The sequence below is a fragment of the Sorangium sp. So ce1504 genome (genome assembly GCF_051521635.1).
In the GTDB taxonomy this organism is placed as follows: domain Bacteria; phylum Myxococcota_A; class Polyangia; order Polyangiales; family Polyangiaceae; genus Sorangium; species Sorangium cellulosum_B.
Map to the genome: position 1 here is coordinate 8,129,642 of NZ_CP150365.1, position 16,776 is coordinate 8,146,417.

12 protein-coding genes are annotated in these 16,776 nt (G+C 69.9%); 5 read left to right on the forward strand and 7 right to left on the reverse strand.

Translation table 11 applies throughout. From position 1 onward, the window contains the following. Window positions 1-50: 50 nt before the first annotated feature. Window positions 51-1,544 carry a serine/threonine-protein kinase gene (locus WMF39_RS30410; protein WP_437739995.1) on the forward strand — a complete coding sequence of 498 codons (1,494 nt, stop codon included), beginning with the start codon at window positions 51-53 and terminating at the stop codon, window positions 1,542-1,544. Window positions 1,545-2,163: 619 nt separating this feature from the next. Here the strand turns inward: WMF39_RS30410 and WMF39_RS30415 are convergent. Next, complete coding sequence (locus tag WMF39_RS30415; protein WP_437739996.1) at window positions 2,164-2,343, reverse strand: hypothetical protein; 180 nt, start codon at window positions 2,341-2,343, stop codon at window positions 2,164-2,166. A gap of 496 nt (window positions 2,344-2,839) precedes the next feature. Here WMF39_RS30415 and WMF39_RS30420 point away from each other — a divergent pair, with 496 nt between their 5' ends. The 4 genes from WMF39_RS30420 (at window position 2,840) to WMF39_RS30435 (ending at window position 6,147) form a co-directional block, all read left to right on the forward strand. Beyond that, entirely contained in the window at window positions 2,840-3,541 is a 702-nt protein-coding gene (locus WMF39_RS30420) for a helix-turn-helix transcriptional regulator (protein WP_437739997.1), read from the forward strand. Window positions 3,542-3,764: 223 nt separating this feature from the next. Further along, the gene (locus WMF39_RS30425) at window positions 3,765-4,595 is read left to right on the forward strand and encodes an NAD(P)H-binding protein (RefSeq protein WP_437748051.1); all 831 of its coding nucleotides are present in this window, start codon (window positions 3,765-3,767) and stop codon (window positions 4,593-4,595) included. 329 nt (window positions 4,596-4,924) lie between these two features. Beyond that, complete coding sequence (locus WMF39_RS30430) at window positions 4,925-5,929, forward strand: VOC family protein (protein WP_437739998.1); 1,005 nt, start codon at window positions 4,925-4,927, stop codon at window positions 5,927-5,929. Between the two features lie 68 nt (window positions 5,930-5,997). Beyond that, the gene (locus WMF39_RS30435; protein ID WP_437739999.1) at window positions 5,998-6,147 is read left to right on the forward strand and encodes a hypothetical protein; all 150 of its coding nucleotides are present in this window, start codon (window positions 5,998-6,000) and stop codon (window positions 6,145-6,147) included. 274 nt (window positions 6,148-6,421) lie between these two features. On the opposite strand, the gene WMF39_RS30440 is transcribed toward WMF39_RS30435, so the two are convergent. From WMF39_RS30440 to WMF39_RS30465, 6 genes are all read right to left on the reverse strand, one after another. Then, complete coding sequence (locus WMF39_RS30440) at window positions 6,422-7,384, reverse strand: helix-turn-helix domain-containing protein (protein WP_437740000.1); 963 nt, start codon at window positions 7,382-7,384, stop codon at window positions 6,422-6,424. 363 nt (window positions 7,385-7,747) lie between these two features. Continuing rightward, window positions 7,748-10,723: a glycoside hydrolase family 3 C-terminal domain-containing protein gene (locus WMF39_RS30445; RefSeq protein WP_437740001.1), complete on the reverse strand. Its 2,976-nt coding sequence runs from the start codon at window positions 10,721-10,723 to the stop codon at window positions 7,748-7,750. Continuing rightward, entirely contained in the window at window positions 10,720-13,074 is a 2,355-nt protein-coding gene (gene yicI, locus WMF39_RS30450) for an alpha-xylosidase (protein ID WP_437740002.1), read from the reverse strand. Before yicI ends, WMF39_RS30445 begins: the two co-directional genes overlap by 4 nt. Further along, window positions 13,071-13,838 carry a carbohydrate ABC transporter permease gene (locus WMF39_RS30455; protein WP_434048845.1) on the reverse strand — a complete coding sequence of 256 codons (768 nt, stop codon included), beginning with the start codon at window positions 13,836-13,838 and terminating at the stop codon, window positions 13,071-13,073. Before WMF39_RS30455 ends, yicI begins: the two co-directional genes overlap by 4 nt. Before the next feature lie 116 nt (window positions 13,839-13,954). Next, a complete protein-coding gene (locus WMF39_RS30460; RefSeq protein WP_434045986.1) occupies window positions 13,955-14,851 on the reverse strand; it encodes a carbohydrate ABC transporter permease in 897 nt (298 codons plus the stop codon). A gap of 11 nt (window positions 14,852-14,862) precedes the next feature. Then, on the reverse strand, window positions 14,863-16,149 hold the full coding sequence (locus WMF39_RS30465; RefSeq protein WP_437740003.1) for an ABC transporter substrate-binding protein: 1,287 nt from the start codon (window positions 16,147-16,149) through the stop codon (window positions 14,863-14,865). Between the last annotated feature and the right edge of the window lie 627 nt (window positions 16,150-16,776).

Below are 16,776 nucleotides of genomic sequence, written 5' to 3' on the forward strand. Positions count from 1 at the left end.
AGGCGCGCGCGCGAGCGCGCACCACGCCTATGCTATCGTCGCGGGTCAGCATGGTACACGTCGATGACGACACCATCCCCAGCGCGCCGCGCGGGGTGGTGAGCCCCACCGACGAGACGGTCACCCTCTCGGCCGGGGAGGAATCCACCGCGGGTGGCCGGCGCAGCGCCGAGGTGCCCTCGCGCGCCGGAGACTATGTGCTCCAGAGCGTCCTCGGCGAGGGCGGCTTCGGCGTCGTCTACCGCGGCGAGCACGCGACGCGCCGCACGAAGGCGGCGATCAAGGTCCTGCACGCCGAGCTCGCGCTGCACCCTGACGTGTGCCTCCGCTTCGAGCGCGAGGTCGTGGTGATGCAGCGGGTGCGGCACCCGAACGTGGTCGAGGTGCTGGACGTCGGCAGGCTCGAGGATGGCCGCCCCTACTTCGTCATGGAGCTGCTCGACGGCGTCAGCCTGGAGAGGCACCTCGAGGCCCGCGGCCGGCTCCCGCTGGAGGAGGCGCTCGCCCTCCTGGAGCCGCTCTGCAGCGCGCTCGACGCGGCTCACGCGCGGGCGATCGTGCACCGCGACGTGAAGCCGTCCAACGTCTTCCTGTGCTCGGGCGACATGCAGAAACGCGGCCCCCGCGTGGTCCTGCTCGATTTCGGTGTGGCGAAGCTGCTCGACGCGCCGGGGCCCGCGCTGACCACGTCGCGGCACGTCCTGGGCTCGCCCTCCAGCATGTCGCCCGAGCAGCTCACGGGCCGCCCCGTCGACGCGCGGACGGACGTCTACGCGCTCGGCGCGCTGGCGTACGCGATGCTCACGGGAGAGCCGCCGTTCGCCGGCGCGTCGTTCCCGGTGCTGCGCCAGCTCCACCTCTTCGCGAGCCCGCCCCGCCCGAGCGCGCAGGCGCGCGTGAGCCCGTCGCTCGACGACGTGGTGCTGCGGGCGCTCAGCAAGGACCCGGCGGAGCGCCAGCCGTCGGCGGGGCAGCTGCTCACCGAGCTGCGCGAGGCCGCCGCGGCGCCGCGGGCGGCGGGCGGGGCGGCCGCGGCGCCGCGGCGATCGGCCATCGGCATCCACGTGGAGGTGCAGGCCGACCCGGGCGCGCTCGATGAGCCGACGCCGGAGCTGCTCGACGACTTCGAGTCCGTCCTGCCCTTCGCGCTGTCCGAGCTCACGAAGGCGGGGTTCTCGACCGCGGTCGAGACGGGCACGACCGCGCTGGTCACGACCGACCGGCCCCTCGATCCGGCGCGCGACGAGGCCGCGCGCCGCGATGCGCTCGGCGCGGCGCTGTCGCTGAAGCGGCGGCTGGAGGCGCGCGCGGGGCGCGACCGGCGGGTGCATGTCCGCCTCTGCGCGCACGTCGGCGAGCTCCAGGCGAGCGGCGATGGCACGCTGACGGGCGGCGACTTGCTGGAGCTCTCCGGGTGGGTGCCCGAGGGAGCGGCGGAGGGGCTCTTCGCATCGCCCGCCCTGCTCGACGGGCTCGGCGTCACCGCGCACCCCGCGCCCGTCTCGCCGGGGTCGAGCGCGCTGCTCCGGGTGCTGGAGCCTTAGCAGCGGGCGTAACCTTCGGCGCCCGCGCCGAGGCGGACCCGACACGGCGCCCCCGGCGGGCGGCGGCGCGGGACGCAGCGAAGCGCTGGCGCACCCGGATTAAGGTCCAGCGCGCCGATCGAGCGGCATCGTCGCGAGGATGAGCACCTCGTCATTCGCCTTCATTTCGGTCGCTACCACGCTCGTCCTGAGCGCGGCCTCGTGTGGCACCACGGTCGAGCTCGGGGCCGGCGATCCGCCGCTGGTCGACGGCGGATCGCCCCCCACCGGCGATGGTGGATTCTCGCCCATCACTGATCCCGGTGATGCTGGCGCGACGGTCACCGAGCCCGAGCCAGAACCCGAGCCCGAGCCGGACGGTGAGACCGCCCCGTTTCCCCCGCAAGAAATGCGTCTCGTGGCCGGCGGCGACAACACCTGCGTCGTGGGCATTCACGGTCACGTCGCATGCTGGGGCAGCGCCGAGACGGAGCAGCTCGGGATGGGGAGCTTCGTGGATCACTCGACCCCGACCTGGATCCCCGACCTCGACGGCGTGGTGGAGCTCGCCATCGGCGGCCTCGCGATGTGGGCAGGATCCGGTGAGCAACGTCGTTTGTTATGGCGACAACGGCGTGGGTCAGCTCGGGCTGAGCACGAGCCTGGACGTCGCGTCCAGGCCGATCACGCGCGACGCCCTGGTCGGCTTCGTGCAGCTCGCCGCGAGCCACGACTTCACCTGCGGCATCGACGGCATCCACCAGCTGTTCTGCTGGGGCCAGAACCAGTTCGGCGGCCTCGGCTGGGGCGTCGATGGCAAGGATTCCCCCGAGTGGTGCCCGGGGAACGGGCGTTGCGCGACGCAGCCAGTGCGGGCGAAGATCGACTCATTCCTTCGGGGGCAAGCGCGTACCCGTTTCGTTGTGCGGCGCCTGCCGGCCGCCGTGCGCTGCTCGGCGTGGTCCCCGTTCATGGAGCTCGTGCGGCGCCGAGAATCTGAATCACGGAGGCGCAGCAAGCATATGTTCTTGTTCTCTCCTCTGCGTCCTCTGTGTCTCTGTGGCTCCCTTTCTCGTCAAACCAGCAAAGAGCCCTCGCAATGCGGCGCGACATCGAACGATCGGCGCGGGGGAAATCGCCGGGCTCCACGGTCTTCCAGCCGCGCCCGCCGGCGGAAGCGATGGCGACGGGAGCGGCATGGGCCCAGCGGGCGGACCGACGGGAGCGGCGCCGGCGAGACGATGGCGCGCAACGCGGCGCTGCGCCGTCGCGCCGGCGCTCGACGCGGGCCGCTCGTCCTGCGATCGTTGCCGGCGATGGACAGGACCGAGCGCCTCTTCGCGCTCATGGACGCGCTCCGACGCCACCGGCGTCCGGTCACCGCGGGGCAGCTCGCGGAGGAGCAGAGCGTCTCGGTGCGCACGATCTACCGCGACGTACAGACGCTGATCAGGCTCGGTGCGCCGATCGCTGGAGAGGCGGGCGTCGGCTACGTGCTGCGGCCCGGCTTCTTCCTGCCCCCGCTGATGTTCACCGCGGAGGAGCTCGAGGCGCTCGTCCTCGGCGCGCGCTGGGTCGGCTCGCAGGCCGACGAGGGCCTCGCGGACGCCGCGGAGAACGCGGTGGCCAAGATCGCGGCCGCCTCTCCCGACGACCTCCGCGGTCGCATCGACGACACGGGGCTCTGGCCCGTCGTGCTCCAGGGGGCCGGCGCCGCGCCGCAGCCCGTGCTCGGGCTCGTGCGGCAGGCGATGCGAACGGAGCGCGCGCTCGCCATGCGCTATCGGAGCGAGTCGGGGAGCAGCACCGAGCGCCACGTCTGGCCGGTGCAGATCGCGTACTACGAGGGCAAGCAGATCATCGCGGCGTGGTGCTGCCTGCGCGCGTCGTTCCGGCACTTCCGCGCCGATCGCATCGCCGGCCTCGCGCTCACCGCGCAGCCGTACGGCAAGCTGCGCCGGACGCTGACGAAGGAGTGGCGCCAGGCCTGGGAGCGCGAGGGCGGCGCGCCGGCGTGAGACCGGCGAGGGCGCGGCGCGGTCGCGTCCCGCTCGCTGCTGCCACGAGTTGTCAGGAGGGGTGGCGCAGGCTCTCGGGTGCAGCCGCCGGCAAGGAGCCCACGGTGGTCCGGACCCCGTTCACCGGCTCCAGGCGCTGAATTCCTCGCTTCAAGACCCCGAACACAACCGTCGAGAGGCCGCCGGAACCCCGTCGGCTCTTGCAGAATTACAGGAAAAATCCATGAAAATCCTTGTCGCAGGCGCGACCGGCACCGTCGGTCGCGAGATCGTCAAGCAGCTCGCCGAGGGTGGTCACCACGTCCGCGCGCTGAGCCGCAATCCGGGCAGGGCGAAGTTTCCCGCAGGCGTCGAGGCGGTGGCCGGCGATCTGGCCGCGCCGGAGACACTTGCGGCCGCCTTCGAGGGCGTCGAGGCGCTGCACCTGATCAACTTCGGCGGCGACGATTACGCGCCGCTGCAGACCGGGGAGCAGATCGTCGCGCTCGCCAGGCAGGCCGGGGTGCGGCGGATCACGGTGCTGCTCGGCGGCTCGCCCACCCCGCTCGACGCGGCGGTCGCCGCCGGCGGCATCGGCTGGACGTTCCTTCAGCCGGTGGAGTTCATGGCGAATCACCTCGAATGGGCGGCGTCGATCCGCAGCGAGGGGCTGGTCCGCGAGCCGTTCTGCGACCGGCTCAGCGCGGTGGTCCATGAGGCGGACATCGCCGCGGTCGCGGTCGCGGCGCTGACCCAGGACGGCCACGCAAGCAAGACGTACACCCTCACCGGGCCGGAGGTGCTCAGCCTGCGCCAGAAGATCGACCTCATCGCAGCCGCCGCCGGGCGTGAGATCAAGCTCGTCGAGCTGACGGAGCAGGAGGCGCGCGAGCGGTGGGCGGCGGCGGGGTTCCCGCCCGAAGCGATCGAGTTCTTCGTGGAAATCTACGGAAACACGCCGACAATCGGCTACACCGTCGTCCCGACCGTGGAGCAGGTGACCGGGCGGCCGGCCCGTACGTTCGCGCAGTGGGCGGCAGAGCACGCGGCAGCGTTCGCGACAGGTAGACCGTGAGCTCCAGCTCGTGGGCTCCGTCGCCGGCCAGCGCAAGGCGGCCTCACGTCTCGTAGTCGTCGCCGATCGAAGGATCGACGCAGCTGGCGACCACAGGAATCGATTCGGCGAGACGGCCGTGCCACGCGACCGTCACCGGCGCGCCGGCCGCGAACGCAAGCGTGCCACAAAGCGCCACGACAAGTGAGCTCGATTGTGCCGTGGCACAGATTCACCTTGCCGACCACGGCTTGGGTCGCCGCGCCGTCCGTTATACTCCGTGGGCGTACCGCCGATGCCTTCTGCGGCGGTCCCGATCCCCTGGCCCGAAGGAGGCGGAGGTGACCTGAATGGGTCGTGACATCGATCATCTGCACCACGTCGGCCATGTCGTGAGCGACATGAACGAAGGGCTGGAGCTCTACCGCCGGCTCGGCTTCCGCATAACGCCGCCCGCCTACCCCATGCTGTCGCCCAGGGAGGGTGAGCCTCCCCGGCCGTTCGGCGCGGCGAACACCCACGCCAACTTCCGACGCAACTTCGTCGAGCTCGTGAGCTGCGTCCGGGACGGCGACCCCGAACGGATCCCGAGCGACGCCAAGCTCATCCCCATCCAGGCGCCGCCCGAGCACCTGCCGCGGCTGACCGAGGCCATCCGCAGCACCGTCGCCAAGATCGCCGCGTGCCTCGCGCGCTTCCAGGGCCTGCACATCCTCGTGTTCAAGACCCCCGATGCCGATGCCGCCGCCGGCAGGCTGAGCGCGGAGGGCGTCCGCCACGGGGGCGTCAGCGCGGTCCGGCGGCCGGTGGACACCGCCCAGGGACCTCGGGTGGAGGCGCTCCGCTTCGTGGAGCTCGACAGCGGCGCTCCGGAGGGCGTCGGGTCGGGCCACGCGCCCGAGGGGAGGCTGGCGATCGCGGAGAACCCGACCGCGGAGCTGCTCGAGGCGCGGCTTCACATGGATCATCCGAACGGCGCGGTGGACCTCGTCGACGCCGTGCTCTGCGTCGCCCGGGCGGCGCTGCCGGACGTCGAGCGCCGCTACGCGACGTACCTCGGCCGCCCGGCGCGCGCCGATGGACCGGCGCGCGTCTTCGATCTCGACGGCTCCCGCGTCACCCTCGTCGCCGACACCGATCTCAAGGCGATCCTGCCGGGCGAGCGGGCCCCCGCGCTCCCGGCCTTCGTCGCCTATGCGGTCGCGGTGCGCGACGCCTCCGCCGCGCGGAAGATCCTGGAAGAGAACGGGTTCCCGCTGAGGGTATCGGCCTCCGGCGACCTCTTCGTTCCGGCCGCGGCGGCGCTCGGCGCCGCGATCGTGTTCCGGGAGGTCGAGGGTGTAAAAGCGGGCTGAACCGTGCAACCGTCGACGACGAGATCCTGTCCGCCCTCGCTCGTCATGCAGCCGGTGACTGGGGCGATGTGGACGACGACAAGAGGGCGAACGACAACGCTCTGACGAGCGGCGCCAGGATCCTCTCCGCGTACTCGACGTCGGACGGCACGAGGTTCTGGATCATCACCGACGCAGACCGGACCGCGACGACCGTGCTGCTCCCGGACGAGTACTGACGAGGCGATCGCCCGGAGCTCAGATCATCGGGTCAGCGCACGCCGTAGTGCGGACCGACGTCCTACGCACCGGCTGCAGCGCGAATGCGTAAGTCCTCGCCCTGGCCCGTCCCGCGAACGCCTGAAGTTCGTGTAGTCGCGCGCGCGTGAGTGCCGCCGGCACATCGTTCGCGCACGAGTGCGCGTCCCCCCCTGTAGACGGGGGCACGTCACGTCGGTCATCAGCAGGCGCCGCACCGGCGCGTCGCGCGCGGCTCCGCGCTGCGACGGCGACTCAACCACCCGTCAGATCTGCGACGTGCTCTTGCTCCACCGCCGCGGCGGCACGCGCGGCGGCGAGCGCCGCATCGACGATCCCTTCGGTGTGATCGTCAACGTCGTTCGGATCGAGCGCCCCCGCCGCGAGCATCGCCTTGACCTCGTGGGGCAGCGGTACGGTCTCGTGCGTCGCTCCGTTTGCCTCTGCGCACTCTTTCGATGCGAAGCGGAGCGCGCGCTTGGCGGCGTGGCGGAGGAAGGCGCTCGGGGTCACGCCGACGAGCTCCTGAAAGTCCGTGATCAGGTGCGCTTGATCGTAGTAGCCGGCGCCTTTGGCGATGCGCGCCCAGTCCGAGGACGTGGACGCTGCGCGCATCGCTCGCTGCAAGCGGACCATGCGCGCGAACTGCTTGGGCCCGACGCCGACGCTCTCGATGAATGCGCGGCGCAGGTGGCGCGCGGTGACACCCAGCCTTTCGGCGAGGGCGTCGATGCCGAGATCGTGGTGCTCGCCGAGGAGCCGGACGGCGCGGCGCGCGAGGCGCGCTGACGCGGACTCGAAGGTCCTGCTGCCGCGCGACCAGAGGGCGTGCTGGAGTTGTTCGACGACCTCCGCGGCGTCGCGCGCGGCGAGCAGCCTCTCGCAGAGGTCCCTGCCCTCCGCACCCCAGAGCTCCTCGAGCAGGACGACGCGATCGACGAGCTCGCTCGGGGCAATCCCCAGGAGCGGGGCGGCGCCGCCTGGCTTGAACTGGATCTTGATGTAGCGTGGGAGGGGCGGAACCTCCTTGAAGAGGGCGCGCGTGCGCGGACCGGCGACGCTCAGGTCGCCCTGGCCCGGCGCGGTGACGCGAAAGAGGAGGGTCATCGTCCCGTCGGGGAAGCGCTCGACGGGGAGGGCGCGCCCCGCGACGGGCACCTGGCCGACCACGCTGACGATCCCCGGCACGGGGTCGGTCGCGCACCTGGAAGAGAACATGGCCGCCCGCTCGCTCACCCTCACCAAGGAGGATCTGCGCGCGCTGCGCTGAGCCCGGGAGACATCGCTGGTAGCAGGAGAACTGACGCCCAAGGGCGCCGCTCACCTCTTCTTCGCAAGGCACCAGGTGAGCCAGGAGGAGACCGCACCCGGCGCGCGCCTCGTCGCTTACGTCGTCCCGGGCGCAAGCTCTCAGCGAAGACTCACCATGTATGCCAGAAGGGCGGCGCGTGAACTTCTATAGGTTCATCCGCTTCACCGGCCGCATGAAGCCCCGCAGGGGGAAGGCATCATGGGAACGTGGGTGCGCGGTGATAAACCGGCACGGAGACGGGGTTGCAAGAGACCTACGTCGAAGGCCCCTCAGTCGATCGCGAAGGTCGACAGGCGGGCGGCTCCACGGAACACGAGGTAGACCTCGTGTCGCCCGTAAGCGCCGTCGAGCTCGGCGGCCACGGTCGTGTATGCGTACACGTCGCCGGTGCTCGGCACGACGGCGGTCCCAACCACCTTGCCGCGGACCGGATCGTCGAGCCGGATCTCGACGAGCGCGTCGCCCGCCTCGGCGCGGGCGAACCCGCCGCTGAAGTGGCTGGCACCGCGGCCCAGCTCCACATCGGAGAACCGGAGCCAGTCGCCCGCGGTGGCGCCCACGGCGTCGCCCCACTCCATGCTCTCGTCGACCAGCTCGATGCCGGCGTAGTCGTCGAAGTCGAGCGCTCGCGTCTCGCGGGCGAGGTCGCGCGCCGGGATGCGCTCGCCGTGCACGCGCACGACCGCGCTCCGGCGGACGTCGGCCGAGGAGGAGCCGACCATCAGCTCGACGCCAGCCGCCTCGAGGACCCAGCGGCCCCGGGTCACGTCCCAGTGGGCAAGGTCGGAGGCGGCGAAAGCGAGCTCGACCGTCCGCTTCTCGCCCGGCGCGAGGTGGATCCGCCGAAACGCCCGCAGCTGCTTGACGGGCTGCGGATCGCGCGACGATGGCTGGCGGCTGTAGAGCTGAACGACCTCGTCGCCGGCTCGCAGGCTCGTGTTCGTGACGTCGACGCGCACCGAGATCTGGTCGCCGGCCTGGACCGACCGGGCGCTCAGCTGGAGGTTGTCGTACCCAAAGGTCGAGTACGACAGCCCGTATCCGAACGGATAGAGCGGATCACCGTCGAAGTAGAGATAGGTCCGCCGGGCCTTGATGATGTCGTACTCGAGGACATCCGGCAGGTCGCCCGCCGAGCGGTACCAGGTCTGGGTCAGTCGCCCGGCAGGATTGTGGTCGCCGAAGAGGACGTCGGAGATGGCATTGCCGGTTTCCTGGCCCGCATGGGTGGTCCACAGGATGGCAGGGACGCGGAGCTTCTCCCACGGGATGGTCATCGGATAGCTCGTCTCGAGCACGAGGATGGTGCGCGGATTGGCGGCGAGCACCGCCCGTACCAGGGCGGACTGCCGCTCGGCCAGCGCCATCGACGTGCGGTCGTGATCCTCCCGCCCGTTGATGAACGGCATGCTGCCAACGATGACCACGGCGGCGTCGGCGCCTGTCGCCGCGCGCACGGCCTCGTCGACGCCGCTCCGGACCACGTCGACCGCGAAGTGAGCCGCGTTGGCCGCCTCGGTCGCGGTCAGGGCGAGCGCGCCGTCCTCGGCGATCGTCAGGTAGACCTCGGGTCCGGCCCAGTCGAATGCCTTCTCGTATCCGGCGTAGCGGATGACGTGCGTGCCGTCGCTCTGCGGCTCGAGGACGAACTGCTGCTGGACGAACCAGCCGTACGGCTGGGCGGCGCGGTTCGCGAAGTTGGGGCCGAAGTTGAAGCGGTCGACGACCTTGCCGTTGGCCGCGCTGCGCAACGTGACGATGCCTTGCCCCCAGTCGAACACGTCGAACTCCTCGGTGGGACCCGCGCTGGCCGCGCTGACGCGCAGGATGTCCCCGTCCTCGTCCGCGCCGGCGGTCACGTAGCGGCCGCTCGCGACGTCGCGCAGCACGATCCGGTCCACGGCCTCGCTGGAGAGGACGGTGGCGTCGGGGAGCCGCTCGCGGATGCCGTCCAGGGGCGTGACCCGGTACGGGAGCGCCCCGGAGTACCAGTCCGTGTAGAGCGTGTCCGAGAGAGGCCCGACGACCGCGATCCGCCGCGTGGCCGCCGGGTTCAGCGGCAGGAGGCGACGCCTGTTCTCGAGCAGCACCATGGCCTCGTCGGCGGCCCGGCGGGCCAGCTGGCGGTGCTCCGGGCTGTCGATGACCTCGGGCCCGATGTCGGCGTAGGGGCCCCCATCCAGGTCGAAATCACCGAGCCGGAGGCGGACGGAAAGGACGTGCTCGACGGAGGCGTCGATGTCCTCCTCGGTGAGGAGCCCTTGCGCGAGCGCCGAGTGGAGAATCTCGATGGTGCGCGCGCTGTTGGCGTCGTCGACGGTGAAGCTGTCCACTCCGGCCAGGAGCGTGGCCGCGAAGGCCTCCTCGCTCGTGGCGAAGTACTTCTGCGAGGCGCTCAAGTTGTTGGGGGCCCAGGCGTCGGACACGTTGTAGAGCGTCTTCTCCGTCCAGCTCCGCACGACGTCGCCGACATCCGGGTTGACGGTGCACGGCCTGCCGTTGACCAGGTTGTAGGACGTCATGACGCCGGTCACGGCGTCGGCGGCGATGGGTATCTTGAAGGCCAGCTCGTCATACTCGTGCTTCACGCGGGGGCGCAGATTCGATGACGTGGTGTCACGATGAATCTCGTTGTTGTTGGCGAGATAGTGCTTGATGACCGGCGCGGTCTTCAGGTAGAGCGGGTCGTCCCCTTCGAGGCCGCGCCCGTATGCGGTGGCGATCGCACCGGAGAGGAGCGGGTCCTCGGAGTAGCCCTCCTCGTTGCGCCCCCAGCGCGGGTCGCGCAGGAGGTTGACCACGGGCGCCCACACCTGCAGACCCCAGATGCGAGGGGCGAGCGCGTGATGGCCGCGAGCTTCGTCTCCGACAGCCTCGCCGACCTGCCGGATGAGATCCGTGTTCCAGGTCGTCGCCAGGCCGATCGCCTGCGGGAACACCGTGCCGGTCGCCGTCACGACGGCGCCTCCGTTGTCGCGATCGGTCGACCAGGCCACTCCGTGCAGCGCCTCGGTGCCAGCCTTGAAGTCCGGAATGCCGAGCCGCGGAATGGCAGGCTGAAACTGATGCAGGAGCGAGATCTTCTCGTCGAGCGTGAGCCGGCCGAGGAGGTCGCGGACGCGGATCTCGATCCCCAGACCGGGATCCTGGAACGGCAGCATGTCACTCGCGCTCGAGTCCGAGGGGTGAAACGAAAGCGCGAGGACGAACGGAACGGAAGCAGCGATTGAGCGAGATATCTTCATCGGTCGTCTCCTTTGGGACCGGGCGCCGTGGTTCTGCCCTTCTCTTCCAGCGTGATGACCAGCTGGCCGCCGGTCGCCCTGACCAGCGCTCCCCGCGGGTGCTCCGCGCTCTCCCCGCCTTCAAAGGCCGCGACGCGGCGGTTGACGAGGAGAACGCTCCAGGCACCTGGGGCGCCCGCGGCCTCCACCCGCACCACCGGGCCGTCCCGGGACGTGGTGAACGTCGTGACCGCGTCCCCGTCCGCGCCCGGGATCACGGTGGTGACGCGGGCGCCGTCCGCCGGCTCGTACACGCGCAGCGTTACCCCGTCCGCGTGGTCGTAATCGGGACGGTCCTCCACCGCGCCCTCGGGGATCACCGCCCCCGGCCGGACGAGCAGCGGCACGCTGTCGAACCCGTGGCGCTCGCGCACCCAGCGGCCGCCCTCGACGCGCTCCCCGGTGAGGTAGTGCGTCCAAACGCCGCACGGCACATAGTAGGAGAGCTCCCCGTCGGCGGAGAAGACAGGCGCCACGAGCAGGTCGTCGCCCAGCATGTACTGCCGCTCCAGATGCGTGCAGGCCGGGTCGTCCGGGAACTCGACGACCATCGCGCGCATCATCGGCAGGCCCTCGCCGTACGCCTGCCGCGCGGCCCCGGCCAGGTAGGGCATCAGCCGCATCTTCAGCCGGCTGAAGCGCCGCAGGACCTCCACCGACTCCTCATCGAACAGCCATGGCACCCGGTAGGAGCGGCTTCCGTGCAGCCGGCTGTGCGACGATAGCAGCCCGAACGCGATCCATCGTTTGAACAGCGCCGGGTCGGGGGTGCCCTCGAATCCGCCGATGTCGTGGCTCCAGAAGCCGAAGCCCGACATGCCCAGCGACAGGCCGCCCCGCAGGCTCTCCCCCATGCCCTCGAACGTCGACTCGCAGTCGCCGCCCCAGTGCACCGGGAACTGCTGCCCGCCCGCCGTGGCCGAGCGGGCGAACACGATCGCCTCGCCCTCGCCGCGCCGCTTGCGCAAGAGCTCGAACACCGTCTGGTTGTAGAGGTAGGCGTAGTAGTTGTGCGCGCGTTCCGGGTCGGACCCGTCGTGGTAGACGACGTCGGTGGGGATGCGCTCGCCGAAGTCGGTCTTGAAGCAGTCCACGCCCATGTCGAGCAACGCGTCGAGCTTGGCGGCGTACCACGCGCGGGCCTCGGGGTTGGTGAAGTCGACCACGGCCAGGCCCGGCTGCCACAGGTCCCACTGCCACACATCGCCGTTCGGGCGGCGCAGCAGGTAGCCGCGCGCCCTGCCCTCCTCGAACAGCGGCGAGCGCTGCCCGATGTAGGGGTTGATCCAGACGCAGATGCGCAGGCCGCGCCCCCTGAGCCGGCGCAGCATCCCGGGAGGGTCGGGGAACACGCGCGGATCCCACTCGAAATCGCACCACCGGAACTCGCGCATCCAGAAGCAGTCGAAGTGGAACACGCTGAGCGGCAGGCCCCGCTCGGCCATCCCGTCGATGAACGAGGTGACGGTCGCCTCGTCGTAATCGGTGGTGAACGAGGTGGACAGCCACAGCCCGTACGACCAGCCCGGCACCCGCGCGGGCCGCCCGGTGAGCGCGGTGTACTTGCGCAGGATCTCCCTCGGCGTCGGCCCGTAGATGAGGAAGTAGCGCATCGACTGGCCCTCGACGCTGAACTGCGTCCGCGCCATCGCCTCGGAGGCCACCTCGAACGACGCGCGCCCGGGATGGTCGACGAACACGCCGTAGCCCGCGTTGGTGAGGAAGAACGGCGCGTTCTTGTACGCCTGCTCGCTGGACGTGCCGCCGTCGGCGTTCCAGATGTCCACAGCCTGGCCGTTCTTGACCAGCGGCCCGAACCGCTCGCCGAGCCCGTACACGAAGTGGTCCACGCCGAGGTCGAGCTGCTCGCGCACGTAGTGGCGGCCGTCGTCGGTGTCGATGATCGCCATCGCCTTCTGCGCGCTGCCGGTGAGGCGGCGGCCCCGGGCCAGGAAGTCCAGCCTCCACCCCTCGCCGCGCCCGACCCGCACCGACAGCGCGCCGGAGGTCAGCGTGGCCGCCTCCTCGTCCAACGTCACCGCCCCGGTCGGGTCGATGGCCAGCTCGAACGCCGGGCCGCGGGGCCGCTCGCCCGCGAAGTGCGAGATGGTGACACCGATGACGTCCGGCATCGGGGACGCGCAGGTGACGGTCACCATCGGGCCCTTGAGCAGGTCGCCGCGGTGCCGTATCCGCTGGACGGGCGCGTACACGACGAACGACGCCGGCCCGGCGTCGATGTCGAGTACCTCCACCGGGTGGACCGCGCGCACGCCCTTGCGCATCATCCAGTAACCGTCGCTGAACTTCATTCCTTAATCGCTCCTGCTGTGAGTCCGCGCGATAGCGTGCGCTGGAAGATGAGGAAGAAGACGATGGTCGGCAGCAGGCCGAGCAGCGCGGCGGCGCTGGACATGGTGGCGTCCATCAGCCGCTGCCCCTGCAGCACGCCGAGCGCGACCGAGACCGTCTGGTTGTCGTTGGAGATGAGGAAGACGAGGGGGATCAGGAACTCGTTCCACGTCCAGATGAAGAAGAAGACGAGCATCACTGCCAGCGTGGGCCGCACGACCGGCACGACCACCCGCCACAGGATCTGCCACCGGCTGGCGCCGTCGATCCGCGCCGCGTCCAGCAGCGGCCGGGGGAACGCGGACATCACCGACGACAGCAGGTAGGTGCCGAACGCGCTCTGGACGACGGCGAACACGATGATCACGCTGATCCGGGTGTCGTAGAGCCCGAGCTTGTTGGCCAGGTAGTACAGCGGGTAGACCAGCGACTCCTGCGGCAGCGTGTTGGCCATCAGCAGCAGGACCAGCACCCACATCCGTCCCTTGATCCGGCCGATGCCCAGCGCGTAGGCGTTCAGCACCGACAGCACGACCGCCAGCACGGCCACCGAGCCGCTGATGAGCAGGCTGTTGAACAGGACGTGGCCGAAGCCGACGCGCTCCCAGAAGACCCTGATCCCCTCGAGATGGAATCCCTCCGGCGGGGCGAGCGGGCCGTTGGCGGTGTACTCCTCCGGCGTCTTCAGCGCGTTGAAGACCACCACCGCGAAGGGGATCAGCATGATCCCGGCCAGCGCGGCCAGCGCCGCCAGCACCACGTAAGCCGACGGACCCCGGCGGCGCCGCCGCGGCCGGCTCCGCGCCGGTGCGCTCACCGGGCTCTCGGCCAGCGTCACGGTCACCGCTCCTCCCCCAGCTCACGGCCCTGCAGCCGCAGGAAGGCGATGGTGAGCGCGATGATGATCAGCGTCAGCACGGTGGCGATCGCGGAGCCGTAGCCGACGTCGGTCTTCTCGAAGAAATTGACGTAGGAGTAGTAGGACGGCACGCTGGTCGCGCCCCCCGGGCCGCCCCTGGTGAGCACGAAGATGTGCGGGAACGCCTTGAGCGCGGCGATCGTCGTCCACAGCAGCACCACGAAGATCTCGGGCCTGATCTGCGGGATCGCGACGTGCCAGAAGCGCTGCGCCCACGAGGCCCCGTCGATCTCGGCCGCCTCGTACAGCGAGGGGTCCACGCGCTGCAGCCCGGACATGAAGATCACGAGGGGGAATCCGATCTGGATCCAGACCATGACCCCCATGACGCTCCACAGCGCGGTGGCGGGATCGCCGAGCCAGTCGTGCGCGAGCGAGCCGAGCCCGATCGCGTCCAGAAGGTCGTTGACCGCGCCGTTCTCGGGGGCGAGCAGCCAGCTCCAGACGATGCCCGCGATGACGATCGGCAGGACCTGCGGCAGGTAGATGCAGGCGCGCAGGGCGCTGGCGGTGCGCGGCCCGAAGTGCCGGTCGATCAGGTCGGTCAGGGCGGAGGCCAGCACGAGCCCGATCATCGTCGGGATGATCGCCATCCCGACGATGACCAGGGCGTTGTGCCGGAACGACGCCCAGAACTCGCCGTCCGTCGCCAGCTCCCGGTAGTTGTCCAGCCCCACCCACGTCGGGGTGCCGACGCCGGCCCACTCGGTGAAGCTGGTCGCGAGGTTCATCAGGAACGGCGCCCCGATGACCCCGGCGAACAGCAGCAGCCCGGGGATCAGGTAGGGCAGGTAGGCGAGCCGGTCACGCCCCGTCAAGCTGCGTGTCGTCACTTGGGCAGGCCGCTGTCGTAGGATCTCTGGATTCCGCTGAGCACCGACTGCGGCGAATCGCCGTTCATGAGCTTCTGGGTATGCGAGACCCACTGATCGTAGAAGCCCGCGACCGGCCAGTCCGGGTAGTACGCCAGGCCGCTCGACTGGGCGAGGGTGTTGAAGTCGTCGTTGAGCTTCTTGGCCCTGGGCTCGGTGATGGCCGAGCTGTCGGCCGCCACCGGCACCGCGCCCGCGTTGCCGAGAATGTTCTGGATCTTCTTCTTCAGCGTGATGTCGATGAAGTCGTAGGCGAGCTGCTTGTTCTTCGATCCTGCCGGCACGACCCACAGATTTCCGCCCGATCCGAGGGTCATCTTGGCGCCGGGCCACACGGAGGTACCCCAGTCGAATTTGGCCTCCTTGGCCACGCGGCCGAACCACCAGCTCCCGGAGAACATCATCGGGAACTTGCCGCTCATGAACGCCACCCCGGCATCCTCGGCCTTGGCGCTGACTGAGTTCTTGGCGATGTAGCCCTTCGTCACCCAGTCGGCGAACGTGGTCGCCCCGTACGTCCATGCCGGGTCGGTGAAGTCGGTTTTGCCGGTGTAGCGCTGGAACGAGTTCACCCACGGCTGGTCGGCCTTGTCCAGCGCGAGCTGGTAGACGTACTGCTGCGCCATGTACTCGGCGCCGGCGTTCGCCAGCGGCGTGACGCCATTGGCGACGAACGCGTCCATCGCCTTGGTGAATTCGTCGAACGTGGTCGGGACCTTGACGTCGTACTTCTTGAACAGGTCCTTGTTGTAGTAGACCTGTGTGTACTCGGCGTAGTTGGGGACTCCGTACCACTTGCCGCCGCCCATGATGCCCTTTTCGTCGTACCTGGCGACGGCCTGCACGTTCGAGCTGATCAGCTTGTCCCAGCCGCGCTTGGTGACCTCGGGCGTGAGGTCCTCGAGCAGGCCCTGCTTGGACAGCAGCCCGGCGGTCGCGTTGCCCTTGTTGTACTCCATGACGTCGGGGGCGCTCTTGGAGTTCATGATCATGGGCGCGGTCTTCTGGATCTGCTCGAAGCCCTTCTCCTCGAGCTTGACCTTCACGCCCGGATGAGTGGCCTCGAACTCCTTGATGGCCTCGTTCCAGGCCACGCCCATGGCGCTCTCGGGAGCCTCGTAGTGCCAGATGCGCAGCTCCTTGCCGCCGGACTCGCCGTCGTCGCTGCGACCGCACGCGGCCAGCGTCAGGGACCCTGCGGCGAGCACGGCGAGCAGCGCTGCGCCGGTGACTCTTCTGATCATAAATTTCCTCCGGGGCAAGAATCGGGCATCGGCCCTCCTTTTCGGAGCGCTTCGAGTGCCGAGATGATAAACCACATGTGAACGTTCACACAACAAGGAAACCAAGCAAAATGCTGGTCACGCGTTCACCTGGCAGAGTGTGGGTGACGTCGCCGCCAGGCGCACCTGGAGGCAGCGGCCATGAAGCTCGCGTCCATCATGCTCGACAGCGCATAGGGCCCCGCGCCTGGCCGCTTGACTCGGATCCCGATCCTGCTCTTGCCCAGGTATTCGCGGCAGGTTTTTCGGATACGAGGTTCCTGATCAACACCAGCTACCCCAGGAGGTCACTCCGCTGGCGGCGGAGCCCTCCGTGCCAATGTGCCTGAAGCACCGACCCTCAATTCGCGTACTGTCGGAGGGCGAGTCCGGAGCGTTTGATGAAAGAAGAGCAGCCCTCTCAGCAGACGATCCAGGCGCATTGTGCGCTCCGCGCGCGATTCTCCGTGCGATGCGCAGCCACGCCCGGATCCGGCGGCCGCGCGCACTGGCGCGCGGCGGAGGCAGGCGGCCTTCATGAAAGGGGGTTTGCCAGGCGGATCGGTTGTGCCGAAGATGGCATCACGCTGCGCCGTGGGGTGAGGCCCA

Bases quoted from the DNA above. Each gene is read 5' to 3' on its own strand.
- WMF39_RS30410 (WP_437739995.1), top strand. From the start codon at position 51: ATGGTACACGTCGATGACGACACCATCCCCAGCGCGCCGCGCGGGGTG.
- WMF39_RS30420 (WP_437739997.1), top strand. From the start codon at position 2,840: ATGGACAGGACCGAGCGCCTCTTCGCGCTCATGGACGCGCTCCGACGC.
- WMF39_RS30425 (WP_437748051.1), top strand. From the start codon at position 3,765: ATGAAAATCCTTGTCGCAGGCGCGACCGGCACCGTCGGTCGCGAGATC.
- WMF39_RS30430 (WP_437739998.1), top strand. From the start codon at position 4,925: ATGGGTCGTGACATCGATCATCTGCACCACGTCGGCCATGTCGTGAGC.
- WMF39_RS30440 (WP_437740000.1), bottom strand. From the start codon at position 7,384: ATGTTCTCTTCCAGGTGCGCGACCGACCCCGTGCCGGGGATCGTCAGC.
- WMF39_RS30445 (WP_437740001.1), bottom strand. From the start codon at position 10,723: ATGAAGATATCTCGCTCAATCGCTGCTTCCGTTCCGTTCGTCCTCGCG.
- yicI (WP_437740002.1), bottom strand. From the start codon at position 13,074: ATGAAGTTCAGCGACGGTTACTGGATGATGCGCAAGGGCGTGCGCGCG.
- WMF39_RS30455 (WP_434048845.1), bottom strand. From the start codon at position 13,838: ATGCTGATCCCCTTCGCGGTGGTGGTCTTCAACGCGCTGAAGACGCCG.
- WMF39_RS30465 (WP_437740003.1), bottom strand. From the start codon at position 16,149: ATGATCAGAAGAGTCACCGGCGCAGCGCTGCTCGCCGTGCTCGCCGCA.